This is a genomic window from Suilimivivens aceti (genome assembly GCF_025567405.1).
Classification (GTDB): Bacteria; Bacillota; Clostridia; order Lachnospirales; family Lachnospiraceae; genus Suilimivivens; species Suilimivivens aceti.
This window is the reverse complement of sequence record NZ_JAOQKJ010000004.1, coordinates 134,768-154,129: the sequence shown is the minus strand read 5'-3', so window position 1 is coordinate 154,129 and position 19,362 is coordinate 134,768. Positions and strand designations below refer to the sequence as shown.

The following is a 19,362-nucleotide window of genomic DNA, read 5'->3' as shown; positions in this document are numbered from 1 at the left end:
GCCGCTGTTTCACTATTAGAGAGCAGGGAAGGACAAAGGCATGAATATTTTATTTGTATCCCTTGGCTGTGATAAGAATTTGGTAGATTCTGAAGTGATGCTTGGCATGCTGAAGGAGAGGGGATACACCTTTACCGATGATCAGACACAGGCAGATGCGGCGGTAGTCAATACCTGCTGCTTTATCAATGACGCCAAGGAAGAGAGCATCCAGACGATCCTGGAGCTTGCTGAACTGAAAAAAACAGGGCAGCTTAAGGCACTGGTCGTAGCGGGGTGCCTGGCACAGCGCTATCAGGCAGAGATCCAGAAAGAAATTGAAGAGGTAGATGCCATTATCGGCACAACAGCGCTGGAAAAGGTAGTTGAGACACTGGATGAGGTACTGGCCGGTAAGGGAGAGAACCATCTGGAAGCTCTTGACAAGGCGCCTCTTGGAGGTAAAGAAAGAGTACTTACAACAGGAGGATATTTTTCCTATCTGAAGATTGCAGAGGGCTGCAACAAGCACTGCACCTATTGTATTATCCCAAAGGTCAGGGGCGAATACAGGAGTGTTCCAATGGAGCTGCTTCTGGATGAGGCAAGACAGCTTGCCGGTAAAGGAATTAAAGAACTGATCCTTGTTGCACAGGAAACGACCCTGTATGGAATGGATCTGTACGGAGAAAAAAAACTGCCGGAGCTTCTTGACAGGCTTTGTGAAATAGAAGGGCTTATCTGGATCCGGATCATGTACTGTTATCCGGAGGAGATCACACAGGAGCTGATCGATGTGATGAAGAGGCAGACGAAGATCTGTCATTACCTGGATATTCCGATCCAGAGCGGCACTGACAGGATTTTGAAGCTGATGGGCAGAAGAACAGATACGGCGCAGATTGAAGCACTGGTAGACCATCTGCGGGAAGAGATCCCGGATATCTGCATCAGGACTACTTTTATTACCGGATTCCCTACAGAGACAGAAGAAGATTTTACAGAAACCATGGATTTTATCAACCGTATGGAGTTTGACAGGCTGGGAGCCTTTACCTATTCACCGGAGGAGGGAACACCGGCGGCTGTCATGGATGGCCAGGTGGAGGAAGAAATTAAGCTCAGAAGGCAGCAGGAAATGATGGAGCTCCAGCAGGAGATCGCTTTTGAAGCGGCAGAGAACATGAAGGGCAGGGAGCTGACAGTCATGATCGAAGGAAAGCTTGCTGAGGAGGATGTTTATGTGGCAAGAACCTATAAGGACGCTCCTTCGGTAGATGGCTATCTGTTTGTGGATACGGACTGGTCACTGATGAGCGGTGATTTTGTAAGGGTGCGCGTGACAGGAGCCAATGAATATGACCTGATCGGTGAGATTATAGAAGAATAAAGAGGAGAGCAAGTTATGAATTTACCTAACAAACTGACAATATTCAGAGTGATTCTGATTCCCTTTTTCCTGGTATTCCTTTTAGTACCTGGTATTCCGGCAGACAACTGGATCGCCCTTGGTATCTTTATTGTAGCCAGCCTGACAGATCTTCTGGATGGAAAGATCGCCAGAAAATACAATCTGGTCACTAACTTTGGAAAGTTTATGGATCCGCTGGCAGATAAGCTGCTTGTGTGTTCTGCCCTGATCTGCCTGACCGGGCTTGGCAGGATCCCTTCCTATATGGTAGTTATTATTATTGCAAGGGAATTTACGATCAGTGGCTTCCGTCTGATCGCAGCAGATAATGGAGTTGTGATCGCAGCAAGCTACTGGGGCAAGTTCAAGACGACCTTCCAGATGATCGCAGTCTGTCTGATGATCGCCAACATCCAGGCACTGCAGCTTCTGACAACGATCATAACCTGGATCGCAGTGATCCTCACAGTCGTATCACTGATTGATTATCTGATCAAGAATAAAGATGTACTGAAGGAACAGAAATAATGACACTGGAAGAAACAGCAGTAGAAAAGCTGCTTGCAAAAGGGTATACGGTAACTACGGCAGAATCCTGTACAGGTGGGCTCATCGCAGCAACTCTGATCAATGTGTCCGGTGTTTCAGAGATTTACAGGGAGGGCTACATTACCTATGCCAATGAATCCAAGGAAAAGCTTCTTGGGGTTAAAGGCGAAACCCTGAGAAATTATGGTGCAGTCAGTGAACAGACTGCATATGAAATGGCTGCGGGAGCTGCAAAAAATGCAGGGGCGGATGCAGCTCTTGTTTCTACCGGTATAGCAGGACCTTCCGGAGGAACAAAGGAAAAGCCGGTAGGACTTGTTTATCTCGGATGCTGTCTGAGGGGCAGGATAACTGTCAGAAGGGAAATCTTCCATGGTGACAGGGAAAGTATCCGCAGACAGGCGGTAACAGCAGCACTTAAGCTGCTTATTGCCATACTTTCAGAAGAACCGGATTCTCAGGTACAGGAGGGATTGATTTGAAAAAGAAATGGACGACCGGAAAAATTATTGGTGTCAGTATGCTTTTAGTACTTGGTGTTGTGATCCTGTGGATCGCATTTGTGGCGAGTGTTTACCAGCTTGCTACAGTGATCGAAGGAATAGAGAGGACAACAGCAGGGCGTGCGGGAATCACCGGAGACTCTGACGATATGGAGGGGTATGATATAGAAGATTTCCTGAATGGTGACAGTGATGAGGAGTATTATGACTTTGAGCAGGATATCAGGGATGATCTGTCCTATGAAGTGGAGCTTGAGGAATTTGATAAGGAAGATTATGACTGTCCTGAAGGGGCAGAGGCAAGGCTTATCATTACATATCCAGTAGTGACCGGTGATATTCCGAATGTGGAAGAGATCAACCGGAAGCTTTATGAAGAAGTCACAGCAACGGATGAATATATCACTGCCGTTGCAGATCTCATGGAAGATGGGGACTCCTTTGAATATCAGAGTGAATGCTATGTTACCTATATGGATGAGGATATTCTGAGTGTTGCATTCCAGGAACGGGGGATACTGAATGATTCCATGATAGGGGCTGTCATCGTTTCCATGAATTTTGACCTGCAGACAGGGCTTCCTGTGGGTAATACCGGTATCCTTGATATTGATGATGAGTTTGCCATTGATTTCAGAAAACGCTGTGAGGAACAGAATGGTGAGATCAATGGACTTAACTATTATTCAGATCAGCAGATCAGAGAATATCTGACAAATGAAAATTCATTGATCATCTTCTATACACCACTTGGAATGGAGGTCGGAATCAATTATGATGACGGCTGGGCAACCGTTACCTATAAGGACTATGAGAAGTTTACAAAACAGTTCTGATTAAAAAATAATGTGCTTCCTGATCTGCCAGGAAGCGCATTATTTTTTGATATCCGTTTCTTGCGAAAAGCATGGCTTTATGGTAATATAAAGCAGTAATCGGATCCGGGATCACAGGGATCCGCCATCAAATATCTGCTTTGCATATCCGGCATCTTCTGCCAAACATCCAAAGCGATCAGAAAAGAGGGGAGAGATGCCATTGAGGGAGTTTTTTGGGACTCGTAATATGATAGAATAAGGATATAAGAAAAGAAAACAAAATTAGGATTGACAGGAACAAATGTTTGGTATACTCTTGAATAAGAACAGACGTTCCTTCTGGAAGGAGAACTTATTTTATGGAAAAGAACGAAAAGCTGAAGGCATTGGACGCTGCCCTTGGACAGATTGAGAAGCAGTTCGGTAAGGGAGCTGTCATGAAGCTGGGAGATCCGGCGGCACAGATGAATATAGAAACGATCCCTACAGGATCCCTGAGCCTTGATATTGCCCTTGGCCTTGGTGGTATTCCCAAGGGAAGGGTCATTGAGATCTATGGACCGGAATCCAGTGGTAAGACGACGGTTACCCTGCACATGATTGCAGAGGTGCAAAAGACAGGCGGTATTGCCGGGTTTATTGATGCTGAGCATGCGCTGGATCCTGTATATGCGAAGAATATCGGTGTAGACGTGGATAATCTGTATATTTCACAGCCTGACAATGGTGAACAGGCACTGGAGATCACAGAGACCATGGTACGCTCCGGTGCCCTTGATATTGTTGTTGTTGACTCAGTAGCTGCCCTTGTACCGAAGGCTGAGATTGATGGTGATATGGGAGATTCCCATGTCGGTCTGCAGGCCAGACTGATGAGCCAGGCACTGCGTAAGCTGACTGCAGTGATCAGTAAGTCCAACTGTACGGTTGTATTTATCAACCAGCTCCGCGAGAAGGTTGGTGTGATGTTCGGCAATCCGGAGACTACGACCGGCGGGCGTGCACTGAAGTTCTATTCTTCAGTCAGGATGGATGTCAGAAGGATTGAATCCCTGAAGCAGGGTGGTGAAGTGATCGGAAACAGGACCAGAGTCAAAGTGGTGAAGAATAAGATCGCACCTCCGTTTAAGGAAGCAGAATTCGATATCATGTTTGGGGAAGGTATTTCCTATGTGGGAGATGTGCTGGATCTGGCATCTAATGTGGGTATCATTAACAAGAGTGGTGCGTGGTACGCTTATGAGGGAAATAAGATCGGACAGGGAAGAGAGAATTCCAAGATCTATCTGAAAGAGCATCCAGACATTTGTGAGGAAGTAGCGGAGAAGGTACGTGAGCATTTCCATATTGGAGAGACACCTGCCACAGAAGTCAAGGAAGAGGAATAGCTCATGACCGTTACTGCAATCAGGGAGATAGCGAAATCCCGGGTTTTGGTCAGTGTTGATGAAACATTCGCCTTTGTATTATACAAAGGCGAATTGCGTTCTTACGGGCTGAAAGAGGGACAGGAAATAACAGAAGAAGCCTACAGGGATATTATGGAGAATCTTCTGCCAAGAAGGGCAAAGCTGCGGGCTATGAATCTGCTTAAAAACCGAAGCTATACCGAAAAACAGCTTTATGACAAACTGAAGGCGGGTGATTATCCGGAGGAAATCATAGAGCAGGCACTTGATTATGTCAGATCCTACCATTATATAGATGACAGACAGTATGCAGAAGATTATATTGAATATCATAAGGAGAGCAGGAGCAGAAGCAGGATCCTCAGGGATCTTGTACAGAAGGGAATTTCTATTGAGCTTGCCGGGGAGGTTTATGAAGAGAAGGCAGGAGAGGACAGAACAGAACTTGAAAAAGAACAGATCCTGAATCTGATGCATAAGAAAAATTTTGTCCCGAATGAGGCTACTTTTGAAGAAAAACAGAAGTTTTCAGCACTTTTGTACAGAAAAGGATTTCAGGTTGATACGATCCGATGTGCACTTTTACTTGACAGCACAACGATTTAAGTTTAAAATTTAAGTGTTGTAAATTTGTTGCTAGAATGTTTCTACATACATTCTATATAGATAAGCGTACAATGAAAATTTAATAAGGAGGTGCTCCTGTAAATGGTGCAAGTTTTGATAGCAGTAGTCGTTACCCTGATTATTGCCGCTACTGTCACCTGGTTTCTGGCATCTGCATACCATAAGAAAGTATCAGAAGCTAAGATCGGAAGTGCAGAAGATAAGGCAAGGGAGATTATTGATGAAGCTCTGAAAACTGCTGAAACCAAAAAGCGTGAATCTCTTCTTGAGGTCAAGGAGGAGTCCATTCGTACCAAGAACGAACTGGACAAGGAGATCAAGGAACGTCGTGCCGAAGCACAGCGTTATGAGCGCAGAGTCCAGCAGAAGGAAGAAGCCATCGATAAGAAATCAGATGCGATCGAAAAGAAAGAGGCCGGGCTGGCTGCAAGGGAGGAAGAACTTGCAAAGCAGCGGGAAGAAATTTCAAAGCTGAACGAGCAGAGAATACAGGAACTGGAACGAATCTCAGGTTTAACCTCCGAACAGGCAAAAGAGTATTTACTTAAAATTGTTGAAGATGAAGTGAAACATGAAACGGCTGTCATGATCAAGGAAATGGAAAGCCGTGCTAAAGAAGAAGCAGACAAAAAAGCAAAGGAATATGTAGTTAACGCGATTCAGAAATGTGCAGCAGATCACGTATCAGAAACTACAATTTCTGTTGTCCAGCTTCCGAATGACGAAATGAAGGGCCGTATCATCGGAAGAGAGGGAAGAAATATCAGAACTCTCGAAACACTGACAGGTGTGGATCTGATCATTGATGATACACCGGAAGCCGTTATTTTATCAGGTTTTGACCCGATTCGCCGTGAGGTGGCAAGAATTGCCCTTGAAAAACTCATCGTGGATGGAAGAATCCATCCGGCAAGAATTGAAGAGATGGTTGAAAAGGCGCAAAAAGAAGTAGAAGTGATGATCAAAGAGGAAGGTGAGGCAGCTACCCTTGAAGTAGGTGTGCATGGTATTCACCCTGAACTTATCAAACTCCTTGGTAAGATGAAGTTCAGAACAAGCTATGGTCAGAATGCATTAAAGCATTCCATCGAAGTGGCACAGTTGTCAGGACTGCTTGCTGCAGAAATGGGACTTGATGTCAGAGTTGCCAAGCGTGCAGGTCTGCTGCATGATATTGGTAAGGCTGTGGATCATGAGATGGAAGGTTCCCACATTCAGCTTGGCGTAGACCTTTGCAGAAAGTATAAGGAATCCGCAATTGTGATCAATGCCGTTGAGGCGCATCATGGTGATGTAGAGCCCCAGTCATTAATTGCATGTATTGTACAGGCTGCAGATACAATATCCGCTGCAAGACCGGGCGCAAGAAGAGAAACGCTTGAGACATATACAAGCAGACTCAAACAGTTAGAAGATATAACAAACAATTTTAAAGGTGTAGATAAGTCTTTTGCTATTCAGGCTGGTAGAGAGGTTCGTGTAATGGTAGTTCCAGACCAGATCAGTGATTCTGATATGGTATTGCTGGCAAGAGATATTTCCAAGAAGATTGAAGCTGAAATGGAATATCCCGGACAGATTAAGGTCAATGTAATTCGCGAGAGCCGAGTAATTGATTATGCAAAATAAGTAATTGAAAAGGGTTTTGGCATGTTATGCCAGACCCTTTTTTCTTGTGTATGTACAGAAAAGGGGAAACAGCTGAAGAGGAGCAGAATGTTTTCAAAAAAATACTTGCTGTATTTTATCCTCTATAGTACAATATATCGTGGCAATTGGATTGTATACAATTATCCAAAGATACGACTTAGTTTATGCAAAGGAGATCTTATATGAAGGCGTACAAAGATTTAAGTAAAGAAGAACTTCTGACTTTACAGAAGCAGCTGAATAAGGAATATGAAGAGGCAAAGGCCAAAGAACTTAAACTGGATATGTCGAGAGGAAAACCGGCAGCTTCACAGCTCGATATGGAAATGGATTTTATGAATGTTCTGAATGCTGACTCCATATTTAAGACGGAAGCGGGCGTTGATTGCAGAAACTATGGTATAATGGATGGTATACCGGAAGCAAGAAAGCTGATCGGAGATGTTCTGGGGGTTTCGGCAGATAATGTTATCGTATTTGGAAATGCCAGCCTGAATATTATGTATGATACAGTGGCAAGGTCTGAGATATTTGGTGTGATGGGAGAAACACCCTGGTGTAAGTTAGATAAGGTGAAGTTTCTCTGTCCTGTTCCCGGATATGACAGACATTTTGCGATTACCGAGCAGTTCGGGATAGAAATGATCAATGTGCCCATGACAGAGGATGGACCTGATATGGACATGGTAGAGGAGTTGGTAAATACGGATCCGGCAGTCAAGGGAATCTGGTGTGTACCAAAGTACTCTAATCCGCAGGGATATACTTATTCCGATGAGACGGTAAAGCGGTTTGCAGCACTGAAGCCGGCAGCAAAGGACTTCCGTATTTACTGGGACAATGCCTATGTGATCCATGATCTGTACGAAGAAAAAAAGGATACTCTGTTAGATATCATTTCAGAATGTGAAAAAGCAGGTAACCCGGATATGGTATATGAATTCTGCTCTACCTCAAAGGTTACTTTCCCGGGAAGTGGTATTGCAGCATTGGCTGCATCAAAAGCCAATCTTGATTTCATTAAAAAATTTATGACGATTCAGACGATCGGTTATGACAAGGTCAATCAGCTGCGTCATGTAAGATATTTTAAAGACGCAGAGGGAATGAAAGCACATATGATGAAGCATGCAGCAATCCTGCGTCCTAAATTTGAGGCGGTGTTCCATGTACTTGAAAGTGAACTGAATGGTCTTGGCATAGGTTCCTGGACAGAACCTAAGGGTGGCTATTTCATTTCCTTTGATGCACTGGAGGGCTGTGCAAAGAAGATCGTTGAGAAGTGTAAGGAGGCAGGTGTGGTACTGACAGGCGCCGGTGCAACCTACCCCTATAAGAAGGATCCAAAGGACAGCAATATCCGTCTGGCACCCAGCTTCCCGACACCAGAAGAACTGGCAATGGCGACAGACCTGTTTGTCCTTTGCGTAAAGATTGTCAGTGTAGAAAAACTGTTGAAAGAGGCGTAGATCATTTATCATGGAAGAATTTCAGAGATTGTCCAGGGATCTTGTGCAGAAGGGTGCCATTATTGATTATTATCAGGACACGATTAAGGTTCCGAATGGAAATATTGTTAAGTGGGATTTTATCAAACATAAGGGTGCAGCAGCGGTGGTTCCAGTGGATGATAAGGGACGTCTTATCATGGTACGCCAGTACAGGAATGCACTGGATCGTTATACACTGGAGATTCCGGCAGGCGGACTGAATGGAGAAAATGAGCCGACAGATCAGGCAGCACTTCGTGAACTGACAGAGGAAACCGGCTATCATGCAGAAAAAATAGAATTGCTTCTCCGCATCAGGACTACAGTGGCTTTTTGTAATGAAAAGATCGATATTTATGTGGCAACAGGTCTGACACCTGGAAAACAGCATCTGGATGAGGATGAGTTTGTGACGGTGAAAGCGTACGATCTGGATGAACTTATTTCGATGATCCTTGATGGAACGATTGAGGATTCCAAGACAGTATCTGCGATCCTGGCCTATAAAGAAAAATATGTAAGATAAAGGAAAATTGCAGGATAAAAGAGACAGGCAGTGCATAGGTATATGTGCTGTCTGTTTTTCATATATTAGACAAACATATGAGATCGGAAAAGAAGGGGAAGAAATATGCGGGAACGGATGGAATATATCAAACGAAGGCGGCTTTACAGAAGCTGTCTGCTTTATTTTCTGGCTGGAATCCTGGCAGGCATTCTGTTCATGTACTTCACAGGACACGGTGCTGCAGGCACAGAGACATTTTTCAGAAAAAGTGTCCTTCTTGAGATGAGTTATGGAAAACTGGATAAGGGACAGTTTCTTAAATATGAATTACCAAGGAGATTACGTCCTGCAGCCTGTCTGCTTCTTCTTTCTACCACATGCTTTGGTTTTCTGGCAATCAGGCTTTACACTGTAATGAAAGGCTTCCTGGCAGGGCTTCTTTTCTCTGGAACAGTATTGGCTTACGGAGGCAGGGGAGTGCTGTTCCTGATCGTACTACTGTTCCCGCACCAGCTGCTCCTGCTGCCGGCCTTTTTTCTGCTGCTTTGCTTCTGTTATCAGATAAGCTGCATTTCAAGGGCACCGGAAGGCTGCATATGGCCGATATACACAGGACGGAAAAAGCAGCTCATTTCACTGCTGTTGATCCTCTTGTGGATCCTGTTCATCACAGTGATGGGCTGCTTTCTTGAATGCTATGTAAATCCCCTGCTGGTAGCAGATGGGGTAAAGATGCTTCTTTAAAAGAGAAGTCGTGTCAGATTATTCATATTCAGCAATATCATAAATAAGCTGCTCAGAATCTTCAAAGCCAAGGCAGGGATCGGTAATGGATTTTCCATAGACACCCTCGCCTACCTTCTGGCTGCCTTCTACCAGATAGCTTTCGATCATGACACCCTTAACGAGGTTATGGATATCGGAACTGAGCTTACGGCTGTGCATAACCTCCTTGATAATACGGATCTGCTGCTTGTACTGCTTGGAAGAATTGCTGTGATTGGAATCAATGATCGTAGCAGGATTCTTCAGATCCCTTTCATTATAAAGCTGCAGCAGCAGATTCAGGTCTTCGTAGTGATAGTTGGCAAGGTTTTGGCCATGCTTACTGGTGGCACCACGCAGAACGGTGTGGGCAAGGTCATTACCGGTTGTATTTACCTCCCATCCACGGTAGATAAAGGTATGGGGATGCTGGGCTGCATAAACAGAATTCAGCATAACGGTAAGATCTCCGCTGGTAGGATTTTTCATGCCGGCAGGCACATCAAAACCGCTGACGGTCATACGGTGCTGCTGATCCTCTACGGAACGGGCGCCAATGGCCACATAGGAAAGAATGTCGGAAACATATCTCCAGTTCTCGGGATAGAGCATTTCATCAGCAGCAGTAAGACCGGAAACATCCATGGCATGAATCTGCATCTTACGCATGGCGATCAGGCCTGCCAGAAGATCTGGTTTTTTTTCAGGATCCGGCTGATGCACGATCCCCTTGTAGCCCTCACCGGTGGTACGGGGCTTATTGGTGTAGATCCTGGGGATCAGGATCAGTTTATCCTTTACCTTTTCGTTGACCTTTGCAAGGCGGCTGACATAGTCGCAGACAGCATCTTCATTGTCTGCGGAGCAGGGACCAATGATCACAAGAAATTTATTGCTTTTTCCGGTGAGTACATCACGGATCTCCTGATCTCTTTCTTTCTTTAACGCAACAAGCTTTTCAGGAACAGGATACTGCTCCTTGATCTCGCTTGGAGTTGGCAATTTTTTCACAAACTCAAATGACATAATAGTTTCCTCCTCTGATGTAAGCATTTGTTATTATAATATAGAAAAAAAGAAAGCGCAAGGTTGCAAAGCATCTGGAAACAGTGTAAAATTACGGGGTATCATCTATCAAAGTATAAAAGAAAAGGGAGGCCGGATTATGGCACTTAGTAAGAAACCGGTAACCGGTATGAAGGATATTCTGCCGGAGGAAATGAAGATCAGAGATTACGTGATCGGTGTGATCAAGGAGACCTATGGTAAATTTGGATTTACTTCCATTGAGACCCCCTGTGTGGAGAATATAGAGAATCTGACCAATAAGCAGGGTGGAGAGAATGAGAAGCTGATCTTTAAAATATTAAAGCGTGGAGAGAAGCTGAATCTTGAAGCAGCAAAGGAAGAGAAGGATCTGGTGGACGGAGGTCTCCGTTATGATCTTACTGTTCCGTTAGTGCGGTATTACTCTGCACATGCCAATGAACTTCCGACACCCTTTAAGGCTCTGCAGATGGGAAATGTATGGCGTGCTGACAGACCGCAGCGTGGCCGTTACCGTCAGTTCATGCAGTGTGATATTGATATTCTGGGAGAACCCTCCAACCTGGCAGAGATCGAGCTGATCCTGGCTACGACAACGACTCTTGGCAGGCTTGGATTTTCAGGATTCCAGATCAGGATCAATGAAAGAAGGATCCTGAAGGCTATGGCAGCCTACAGTGGATTTGCAGAAGAAAGCTATGATCATGTGTTTATTACCCTTGACAAGATGGACAAAATCGGACTTGAAGGAGTAGAAGCGGAGCTTCTTGAAGATGGCTTCGCCAAGGAAAGTGTTGATAAATACCTGGAGTTGTTCAGGGGTATGGAGGCTTCTGAAAATGGTCTTGCCTATCTTGCAAAAAAGCTTGGTGATTTCCTGGATGAGGAAGTAAGGGAAAGCCTTCAGGAGATCATGGAAAGTGTAAATTCTACCAAGAGTGCTGATTTTGAACTTGTATTTGATCCAACTCTGGTTAGAGGAATGTCTTATTATACCGGCACGATTTTTGAGATCGCAATGCCGCAGTTTGGCGGAAGCTGTGGTGGCGGCGGCAGATATGACAGGATGGTAGGTAAATTTACAGGAAATGATGTTCCCGCCTGCGGCTTTTCCATTGGATTTGAAAGAATCATCCTGCTTCTTATGGAGAATGGATTTAAGGTACCTTCCCAGCCTGAGAAGGCAGCTTTCCTGATCGAGAAGGGTGTGGCAAAGGAAGAGCTGTGCAAGGTGATCGCAGCAGCACAGGAGGAGAGAAAATCAGGAACTCAGGTGCTTGTTGTCAGGATGAATAAGAATAAAAAATTCCAGAAGGAACAGCTTACGAAAGACGGCTATACAACCTTCCGCGAATTCTATAAGGATCCTCTGAAATAAATATGGAAGAATCTGAGAAAAGCTCTCATTAAAAACTCTTGTTTTGCAGAAATCCTTTTTGTATAATAGTTCAAGAGTTAGATACAACTAACTTGCGAATAAATCATGGAAGACTCCCATCGGCTCTGAGCTGCTGAATCAGAAGCCACCGGAAGAAAAACCTTCCGGCAGGGAGTATCTTCATTTACAGAAAGGAGACAGCAGGGATGAATTACCTGGAAATTGAAAAAGTTATCGGAAGAGAAATATTAGACTCAAGAGGAAATCCTACCGTTGAAGCGGAAGTGACACTGGCTGACGGAACCGTAGGAAGAGGAACAGCACCAAGTGGTGCTTCTACAGGTGAATTTGAAGCACTTGAACTGCGTGATGGAGATAAGGGACGATATTTGGGGAAGGGCGTGCAGAAGGCTGTTCAGAATATCAATACAACAATCAATGAGGTACTCTGTGGCATGGATGCATCTGACATCTATGCAGTAGACCAGGCAATGATCAAAGCAGATGGAACAAGGGATAAATCGAAGCTGGGTGCCAATGCGATTCTGGCAGTATCCATTGCATGTGCAAGAGCAGCATCCATTTCCCTGGATATTCCGTTGTATCGTTTCCTTGGCGGTATTTCCGGGAACAGACTGCCGGTTCCCATGATGAATATTATCAACGGAGGATGTCATGCACTGTCTTCCGGACTTGATGTACAGGAATTTATGATCATGCCGGTAGGAGCTCCTTCCTTTAAGGAATGTCTGCGGTGGTGTGCAGAGGTATTCCATGCGCTGGCTTCTATTTTAAAGGAGAGAGGACTTGCTACATCAGTAGGAGATGAAGGTGGATTTGCACCGGCTCTTAGGTCTGATGAAGAGGCAATCGAAACAATTCTGGAGGCAGTAAGGAAGGCAGGCTATGAGCCTGGCAGAGATTTTAAGATTGCCATGGATGCTGCATCTTCTGAATGGAAGAGTGAGAAGGGCAAGGGCTATTATAAGCTTCCCAAGGCCGGTACAGAATATACGGATGAGGAACTGATCGAGCACTGGGCAGACCTTTGTGAGAAATATCCGATCATTTCCATCGAGGACGGTCTGGATGAAGAGGACTGGGAAGGCTGGCAGAAGCTGACAAAGAGACTGGGTGATAAGGTACAGCTTGTCGGAGATGACCTTTTTGTGACCAATACAGAAAGACTTTCCAAGGGAATCTCACTTGGTGCCGGTAATGCCATTCTGATCAAGTTAAATCAGATCGGTTCTGTTTCTGAGACACTGGAAGCGATCAAGATGGCACATGAAGCAGGCTATGCGGCGATCAGCTCCCACCGTTCCGGTGAAACAGCAGATACGACGATCGCTGACCTTGCTGTGGCATTAAACACCTGTCAGATCAAGACCGGTGCACCCAGCCGCTCAGAAAGAGTTGCCAAGTACAACCAGTTACTCCGTATTGAAGAGGAACTGGGCAGCAGCGCAGTATATCCGGGAATGAAAGCATTTCATGTAAAGTAACATGTGATACTCCTTGAAAAGAACAATGGGCAGGAGTACACTTGCCTGTAGAAAAGGAGAGAGGATCATGATAAAGACAACATTAAAAATCGATGGAATGGCCTGCAGCATGTGCGAAGCACATATGAACGATCTGATCAGAAAGGTGGCAAAGGTAAAGAAGGTGACTTCCTCTGCCAAAGCCGGAGAAACTGTAGTGATCAGTGAGGAAGAACTGGATATTCCACTCCTTGGGAAAGAGATCGAAGGAATCGGATACAGGCTTCTTTCAGACAGCAGTGAGCCCTATGAGAAAAAAGGATTATTCCATTTCGGAAAATAAAAGGATCAGAGAGGATCTGATGACTATGCCTGTGCCGCCTCTGCCAGATATCTGGCAGGGACGGCAATTTTTTTGCCCTTATCCGGTAAATGTGGTAAAATATGATATCAGAATGAAGAATAAAGGGGGACGCTCAGAGAATGTATGATTATCTGGTAGTTGGAGCGGGACTTTTCGGTGCCGTATTTGCCTGTGAAGCCAGAAAAGCAGGAAAACAGGTGCTTGTTATTGATAAAAGAGATCATATTGCCGGGAATGTTTACACAGAGGATATAGAAGGAATCCATGTACACCGGTATGGTGCACATATTTTTCATACCAATGACAGGATGGTATGGGACTATGTGACAAAATATGTAGACTTTAACCGCTTTACCAACAGTCCGGTGGCTAATTACAAGGGGGAGCTGTACAGTCTTCCCTTTAATATGTATACCTTTAATAAAATGTGGGGTGTGGTAACACCAGAGGAAGCCGCACAGAAGATTGAGGAGCAGAAGAGAGAGGCCCATATCACAGAGCCGAAGAACCTGGAAGAGCAGGCAATCTCTCTGGTAGGAACCGATATTTATGAAAAGCTGATCAAGGGATATACGGAGAAGCAATGGGGACGTCCATGCAGTGAGCTGCCGGCATTTATCATCAAACGTCTGCCGGTACGTTTTACCTTTGATAATAATTATTTTAATGCGTTGTATCAGGGGATTCCGATTGGAGGGTATACGAGGCTGGTGCAGAATATGCTTGAAGGCATTGAGGTCAGGCTGCGTGAGGATTATCTGGAAGACAGGGAGCACTGGAACGGTCTGGCGGATCAGGTTATCTATACTGGTCCTGTGGATGCTTATTTTGACTACTGCTTTGGGACACTGGAATACAGAAGCGTGCGTTTTGAAACGGAGCTTCTGGATCAGATTAATTTTCAGGGAAATGCTGCTGTAAATTATACTGACAGAGAAACACCCTATACAAGGATCATTGAGCATAAATGGTTTGAGTTTGGAAAAGATGAAAAGGGAGATGATCTGCCTAAGACCGTGATCAGCAGAGAATATTCTTCTGAGTGGAAAAAAGGGGATGAACCATATTATCCGGTAAATGACACAAAAAATAACACCCTTTATGAAAAATACAAAAAACTGGCTGATAAGGAAGAAAAGGTGATCTTTGGCGGAAGGCTTGGAGAATACCGGTATTATGACATGGATGCAGTCATAGCAGGCAGTCTGAAGCTATGCAGGAAAATTTTTGGAGAAAACTGATAAAATAAGGGGTTTCCAAATTGAATAAAATACTGGAAAGTGATACTATAGTACTAGATGCAAAGATATGCTTGCAAGTGTAAATGTATAAGAAAAAGAGGGGGATCAGAATGAGAAGACGGATCACTGAAATTCTGTTATATTGTCTTCTGCTGTCACTTGTGTTTGGAGGTATCAGCGTCCAGGCTGAAGAAAACAGAAAAGAAAGCGCAGAGGGGAGAATCCTTTTTATCAGTTCTTATAATTATGGGTGGGATACGGTACAGTCCCAGATAGAGGGTATTCAGGCGGGAGTCAGTGATGAAGCAGTGGTAGACTATGAGTTCATGGATACCAAGCGTGTCAGTGACGAAACGAGTGAACAGTTATTTTATGAGGGACTGAAATACAGACTCAGCAAGGTAGCACCTTATGATGTGATCATTCTGGGAGATGATGCAGCCCTTCTTTTTGCACAGAAGTACAGGGAGGAGCTGTTTGCAGAAATTCCCCTTGTATATGAAGGAGTCAATAATGAACAGCTTGCTTATGAAATGTCAGAGGATCCATTGATAACTGGTGTTATAGAAAAGCTGTCAGTCGAAAAAAACATTGTCTTTGCGAAAACACTTCTGCCTGATGCGAAGAAGGTAGTAGCTATTCTGGATGACAGTGTGACAGGAAGGACTATCAGAGAACAGTTTTTCGCCTGTGAAGAAAAGTTTCCGGAGCTTACATTTTCTGAGATCAATGCATCTGAACTGAGTACTATGCAGCTGAAGGGGAAGATCAGACAGCTTGGAAAGGGAACAATACTGATTTATATCTGCATGACGGAAGACGAAAGTGGAAAGCAGTATTCAAGCAGGGAGGCAGTAAAACTGATCACCGGAGCGGCCGCGGTTCCGGTATTCCGGATGATGGAAGAGGGGATCGGGGAAGGACTTCTTGGTGGCAATGTTGTTTCTATGAGAAAATCAGGAGAAGAAGCTGCCGGCATGGCAATGGATATCATCAATGGGAAGAACAGCGGTGAGATCGGAGTAGTGGGTGCCAGTCCGAACATTTACTGTGTAGATGAGCTGGTTATGAAAGCCTATGGTCTTGACATGAAGATGCTTCCGGAAGGAACAAAGATCGTTAATTATCGTCAGCCCTTTTTCCAGAGAAATAAAGAGGTGCTGATACCGGGCGGTATCCTGATAGGTATGCTTCTTGTGGTAGTGCTGGTTTCACTGGTCGATAATCTGCGCAGAAGGAGATTGTACAGGGAACTGGAGGAGGCAAGAGGGATTATGGAAAATGCTTCCAATCATGATTTCCTGACAGGGATCCCCAACAGAAGCAAGCTGATGACAGATCTGGAGGAACTGATCCGGAATGGCACACCGTGTACGATCTTTATGATCGATATTGATGAATTTAAAAAGATCAATGATACTTATGGACATGCGGCAGGCGATGATGCACTGCGGGAGCTGGCAGCAAGGATGAAGATGCTTCATTCACAGATTCTGATGCCTTACCGCTATGCAGGTGATGAATTTATCATTATAATCCAGAGTATACAGAGTAAGATCGTAGATAAGACGGCAATGCAGTGCAAGGAGCTGTTTTCCAAACCGTTTTCTCTGGCTGGAGAATTCAGAAGAGTTGGAGGCAGTATTGGAATTGCATCCTTCCCAAAGGATGCTTCTACACTGGAGGAATTAATCGAGTGTGCAGATTCTGCTATGTATACGGTAAAAAAGAGTGGAAAAAATCGTTTTGCATATTATGAGGGTGGGAAAAGTGAAGAGAAGTGAATGGAGGCAGAAATATGAATGTGGAATTAGTATTGTCGCAGCTGGATTCTCTGATTGAAAACCGCAGAACCGACCTGGTAGAAGGCTATTTAAGAGAAAAAATGGAAGAGGCAGCTGAGGAAGGTGACAGGCGTGCAGTGATCACGCTGATGAATGAACTGATCAGCTATTATGGAGGAACAGGAGAATTTGAAAAGATGGTGGAATACTGTCAGCAGGTTCTCCTGCTTTTGCAGGGAATGGGAATGAAAGGGACAATTCCCTATGCAGCTACGCTTCTTCATGTAGCAGATGCATACAGAGAGGCCGGGCTTCTTTCGGATGCCATGAGAGCCTATCAGGAGGTCAAAGGGATTTATGAGGGAAGCATAGCTTATAATGATTTCAGATATGTAGAGCTGTATCAGGGCATGAGTCTTCTTTTCCAGCAGACAGAGGACGATGAAAGTGCCTGTGACTGTCTGCAAAGGGCACTCTCTGTTGCCAGTCAGTATCAGGGTGCCAGGACAGAGGTGGCAGCGATCTATACGAATCTGGCACTGGCGGAGATTAAGCTGCTCCGCTATGAAGAAGCCATGGATCATCTGAAAAGAGCGATATCCCTGTACGAAATGGATGAAGAAAGAGATTATCATTACAGCGGTGCACTGTCGGCAATGGGTGAGGTACTGTATCTGACAGGGGAGCTTGAGGAATCCGCCAGGTTTTATAAGCTGGCACTTCTTGAGATTGAGAGGACATCAGGAAGAAACCAGGCATACGAAATTACATTACAAAACCTGCATGCAGTTATCCAGGAGCAGAAAAATGCACTGATCAGAAACCGCAGCTTTGAAAAGGGAATGGAGCTGTGTCAGGCCTTTTATGAAGAATATGGTATCCCTATGATCAGGACAAGGTTTCCGGCATATGAGGGTGTGATCGCAGCAGGACTGGTAGGAGAAGGATCGGAATGCTTTGGATATGATGATGAAGTATCAAGAGATCATGATTTTGGCCCGGGCTTCTGCCTCTGGCTGACAGATCAGGTATATGATGAGATCGGTGAAGAGCTGCAGCAGGCCTATGATGAATTGCCGCACACCTTTATGGGAGTCACAAGGGTAACCTCTGCCAAGGCAAGAAAAAGAGTCGGTGTATTCCGGATCAGTGAGTTCTACGGAGAACTCATAGGACTGCAGGATGTACCGGTATCCAGAAGACAATGGGAGGTTATACAGGACTATCAGCTCAGTACAGCCACTAACGGAAGGGTTTTCAGGGATGATCTTGGAGAGTTCACGAGAATACGAAAAGGATTGCTTTCTTATTATCCGGAGGAAGTGAGACTCAAAAAGATCGCCAGGGAAGCGGCACTGATGGCACAGGCCGGGCAATATAATTACAGCCGTATGCTTGGAAGAAATGAAACAGTAACGGCACAGATCGCACTGGCAGAATTCATGAAGCATACGATGGCGATGATCTATCTGCTGAACCGGAGCTATGCGCCTTTTTATAAATGGATGCACAGAGGACTGGAAAAGCTCCCACTGCTCAAAGAATTGAGAGATGTGCTTACTGCTTTGTCACAGATGCCGGTTGGGGATGAAAGAATTCCGGAAACGATAGAGTTCATAGTGTCACGTATTATTGCAGAAATGAAGAAAGAGGGTCTGACAAGCGGAGAGGATAATTATCTGGAGCATCATACAGAGAATATCCTGAAGGGTATACCAGCACTCGAATAGAATCAGGGAACCTGCCATCGGCAGGTTCTCTGCATGTCAGGAAATACTCTTTAACAATCCATTGGCAATTGCCCTGGCAATTTCCTGAAACTGAGTATCAAAACGTATGTTATCTTTATCTGTATTAATAAATCCGACTTCTACAAGGACGGCAGGCATGTCAGTCCGGCGCAGGACAGCCAGATTTGGCCGTTCCTGGATCCCCTGATTGACAAATCCTACACGGGTAAGCTCACGGTTTATGTTCTCGGCAATGGTTCTTGCAATGCCGTTTTTGGAATAAACGAGGGATTCTACACCAGTATACTGGTTATCATAGGGGCTGGAGTTACGGTGGATAGAGAGAAAATAGTCTGCACCGGAGGCATTTGCCATTGCAGCTTTACCGGCAGGGCTGGTATAGACATCACTGGTTCTTGTATAGATCACATTTACACCATTTTCTTCCAGTATGTTTCCCACAGCAAGGGCAAGGCGGAGGGTATCATCCTTTTCTTTTCGCCCAAGATAGGCAGCACCAAAGTCGGAACCCCCATGACCGGCATCAATTACAACTGTAGCCATAAAAACCTCTTTTAAAAGGACTTAAGATATTGTATGCTGTTAAACAGATAGCTGTGTATCG

Annotated in this window: 19 protein-coding genes; 17 read left to right on the top strand and 2 right to left on the bottom strand. The window is 44.8% G+C overall.

Going from position 1 to position 19,362, the window contains the following annotated elements; genetic code table 11:
* The first annotated feature begins 40 nt into the window (after positions 1-40).
* The 10 genes from rimO (at position 41) to OCV77_RS05925 (ending at position 9,688) form a co-directional block, all read left to right on the top strand.
* Positions 41-1,369 carry a 30S ribosomal protein S12 methylthiotransferase RimO gene (gene rimO / locus OCV77_RS05970; protein WP_262574039.1) on the top strand — a complete coding sequence of 443 codons (1,329 nt, stop codon included), beginning with the start codon at positions 41-43 and terminating at the stop codon, positions 1,367-1,369.
* 15 nt (positions 1,370-1,384) lie between these two features.
* Entirely contained in the window at positions 1,385-1,918 is a 534-nt protein-coding gene (pgsA, locus tag OCV77_RS05965) for a CDP-diacylglycerol--glycerol-3-phosphate 3-phosphatidyltransferase (RefSeq protein WP_262574037.1), read from the top strand.
* Positions 1,918-2,421, top strand: coding sequence for a CinA family protein (locus OCV77_RS05960; protein WP_262574036.1), 504 nt, complete (start codon positions 1,918-1,920; stop codon positions 2,419-2,421). Before pgsA ends, OCV77_RS05960 begins: the two co-directional genes overlap by 1 nt.
* Positions 2,418-3,278 (top strand): hypothetical protein, encoded by an 861-nt coding sequence (locus tag OCV77_RS05955; RefSeq protein WP_262574035.1) that lies wholly within the window; start codon positions 2,418-2,420, stop codon positions 3,276-3,278. Before OCV77_RS05960 ends, OCV77_RS05955 begins: the two co-directional genes overlap by 4 nt.
* A 341-nt stretch (positions 3,279-3,619) precedes the next feature.
* Complete coding sequence (gene recA / locus OCV77_RS05950) at positions 3,620-4,648, top strand: recombinase RecA (protein WP_262574034.1); 1,029 nt, start codon at positions 3,620-3,622, stop codon at positions 4,646-4,648.
* Between the two features lie 3 nt (positions 4,649-4,651).
* Positions 4,652-5,275 carry a regulatory protein RecX gene (locus OCV77_RS05945; RefSeq protein WP_262574032.1) on the top strand — a complete coding sequence of 208 codons (624 nt, stop codon included), beginning with the start codon at positions 4,652-4,654 and terminating at the stop codon, positions 5,273-5,275.
* Positions 5,276-5,377: 102 nt separating this feature from the next.
* The gene (rny, locus tag OCV77_RS05940; RefSeq protein ID WP_262574031.1) at positions 5,378-6,925 is read left to right on the top strand and encodes a ribonuclease Y; all 1,548 of its coding nucleotides are present in this window, start codon (positions 5,378-5,380) and stop codon (positions 6,923-6,925) included.
* 203 nt (positions 6,926-7,128) lie between these two features.
* A complete protein-coding gene (locus OCV77_RS05935; RefSeq protein WP_262574030.1) occupies positions 7,129-8,415 on the top strand; it encodes an aspartate aminotransferase type Ic in 1,287 nt (428 codons plus the stop codon).
* 7 nt (positions 8,416-8,422) lie between these two features.
* On the top strand, positions 8,423-8,962 hold the full coding sequence (locus tag OCV77_RS05930; RefSeq protein ID WP_118797812.1) for an NUDIX hydrolase: 540 nt from the start codon (positions 8,423-8,425) through the stop codon (positions 8,960-8,962).
* A gap of 105 nt (positions 8,963-9,067) precedes the next feature.
* Complete coding sequence (locus OCV77_RS05925) at positions 9,068-9,688, top strand: stage II sporulation protein M (RefSeq protein WP_262574029.1); 621 nt, start codon at positions 9,068-9,070, stop codon at positions 9,686-9,688.
* Between the two features lie 18 nt (positions 9,689-9,706).
* On the opposite strand, the gene OCV77_RS05920 is transcribed toward OCV77_RS05925, so the two are convergent.
* Entirely contained in the window at positions 9,707-10,735 is a 1,029-nt protein-coding gene (locus OCV77_RS05920) for a 3-deoxy-7-phosphoheptulonate synthase (RefSeq protein WP_262574028.1), read from the bottom strand.
* A gap of 139 nt (positions 10,736-10,874) precedes the next feature.
* Between OCV77_RS05920 and hisS the strand changes: the two genes are divergently transcribed.
* The 7 genes from hisS to OCV77_RS05885 all read left to right on the top strand — a co-directional run bounded on the left by hisS (position 10,875) and on the right by OCV77_RS05885 (position 18,737).
* Complete coding sequence (hisS, locus tag OCV77_RS05915; protein ID WP_118797815.1) at positions 10,875-12,134, top strand: histidine--tRNA ligase; 1,260 nt, start codon at positions 10,875-10,877, stop codon at positions 12,132-12,134.
* A 206-nt stretch (positions 12,135-12,340) separates the two neighbouring features.
* Entirely contained in the window at positions 12,341-13,639 is a 1,299-nt protein-coding gene (gene eno / locus OCV77_RS05910) for a phosphopyruvate hydratase (RefSeq protein ID WP_262574027.1), read from the top strand.
* A 67-nt stretch (positions 13,640-13,706) separates the two neighbouring features.
* Positions 13,707-13,961 carry a heavy-metal-associated domain-containing protein gene (locus tag OCV77_RS05905; protein WP_262574026.1) on the top strand — a complete coding sequence of 85 codons (255 nt, stop codon included), beginning with the start codon at positions 13,707-13,709 and terminating at the stop codon, positions 13,959-13,961.
* Positions 13,927-14,109, top strand: coding sequence for a hypothetical protein (locus tag OCV77_RS05900; RefSeq protein ID WP_262574163.1), 183 nt, complete (start codon positions 13,927-13,929; stop codon positions 14,107-14,109). The genes OCV77_RS05905 and OCV77_RS05900 overlap by 35 nt, the downstream gene beginning before the upstream one ends.
* Positions 14,102-15,223 carry a UDP-galactopyranose mutase gene (glf, locus tag OCV77_RS05895; RefSeq protein ID WP_262574025.1) on the top strand — a complete coding sequence of 374 codons (1,122 nt, stop codon included), beginning with the start codon at positions 14,102-14,104 and terminating at the stop codon, positions 15,221-15,223. The genes OCV77_RS05900 and glf overlap by 8 nt, the downstream gene beginning before the upstream one ends.
* 110 nt (positions 15,224-15,333) lie before the next feature.
* On the top strand, positions 15,334-17,007 hold the full coding sequence (locus OCV77_RS05890; protein WP_262574024.1) for an ABC transporter substrate binding protein: 1,674 nt from the start codon (positions 15,334-15,336) through the stop codon (positions 17,005-17,007).
* A gap of 14 nt (positions 17,008-17,021) precedes the next feature.
* Positions 17,022-18,737, top strand: a complete 1,716-nt coding sequence (locus tag OCV77_RS05885) for a DUF4037 domain-containing protein (protein WP_262574023.1) — start codon at positions 17,022-17,024, stop codon at positions 18,735-18,737.
* A gap of 36 nt (positions 18,738-18,773) precedes the next feature.
* On the opposite strand, the gene OCV77_RS05880 is transcribed toward OCV77_RS05885, so the two are convergent.
* Positions 18,774-19,301, bottom strand: coding sequence for an N-acetylmuramoyl-L-alanine amidase family protein (locus OCV77_RS05880; protein WP_317246623.1), 528 nt, complete (start codon positions 19,299-19,301; stop codon positions 18,774-18,776).
* Between the last annotated feature and the right edge of the window lie 61 nt (positions 19,302-19,362).